The 1,096-nt window shown below is 44.1% G+C and carries 2 protein-coding genes; both read right to left on the bottom strand.

The features are described from left to right. Positions 1–762: MASE1 domain-containing protein (locus tag ACUVJL_RS20735; protein WP_445247559.1), on the bottom strand; the 762-nt coding region annotated here is incomplete at its 3' end. Positions 763–942: 180 nt separating this feature from the next. Beyond that, positions 943–1,096: His/Gly/Thr/Pro-type tRNA ligase C-terminal domain-containing protein (locus tag ACUVJL_RS20730; protein ID WP_445247496.1), on the bottom strand; the 154-nt coding region annotated here is incomplete at its 5' end.

The following is a 1,096-nucleotide window of genomic DNA, read 5'->3' as shown; positions in this document are numbered from 1 at the left end:
TAGTTGACCGAATTGGAGCGCCGCCCAAATTATCAAAGGAAACGGCAAATATTCCAGGGGATAACGAGAAATAGAAGCGTCATTTTTCGACTCAAAGACAATGCAGCTTACCGCAATTAATAATATTAACCAGACTCCCCGCCAAAGTAAATCTTTTTTCTGGTGTTCTGTTGGTATTTTTAAACTCTCCACGGTTACTTGAGGGCGAAACAATATTAGGATTAAGGGAGTTAAAATTAAAACTCCCATTGTGTCTCCCAACCACCATTCCCATCGAACAGACAAATATTGGCTCCCATCTACTTTGCCAGCTAAATATAGGGAAAAAACGCCAATCGTGCAACTAATTTGAGTAGAAATTAGACCGCCAAACAATATTAAATTAACTACATCTTTCAAGCGAGCGAGAGACGGACGAAACCCGAGCCAGCGCAGGGCAGTTGCTGCAAAAACAGCTTGCAGAATCGCCCCGACGTTTCCTCCCAGCCAAACCGCGAATATCTGTTCACTTGGGTTAACTAAATTGAGTAAAAATGTACCCAAAACTATGGCAGGCCAGACTTTACTCCCAAACAATAACAGTCCAGCTTGTGCAATTCCTGCGGGCGGCCACACCGAGGCAGCAAAGGGACTAACACCTTCAATTGACATTGCTAGCCTCGCCCCCACGGCGTAAGCGACACTAACTACAGCTACTTGAACTAAGTATCGCCCAATTCTGGATTGAGGGAATCGAAGAAACTGATTCAGGTTCAGATTCATATCGAGTTTTAAGTTTTAGGGAATTTCACATTTTGTCTTTAAAGTTCACAGCAGAAGGAAGAAGGAAGAGGGATGAAGGAAGAAGGAAGCTAATGTAGGGTGCGCAGTGCGGACCTTACGCTATACGTTCCGCGCTAATGTAGGGTTCCATGCACACCGCACCTTACCAATTATAAAGGCTTATTTGATGGCCGCCTCAATCCACTGTTTCAAAGTAGAATTGACTTCATCAATGAGAATTTCATGCGATTTGTGAGTCGCTCTTTCCACAACTTCAACTTTACCGGCTTTCAGCGAACGACCGGGAACAATCCGATAGGGAATGCCGATTAAA

It is taken from the genome of Microcoleus sp. OTE_8_concoct_300, assembly GCF_031383065.1.
Classification (GTDB): domain Bacteria; phylum Cyanobacteriota; class Cyanobacteriia; order Cyanobacteriales; family Microcoleaceae; genus Microcoleus.
Note: the sequence above shows the minus strand (reverse complement) of the source record. Positions and strands in the feature narration are given on the sequence as shown.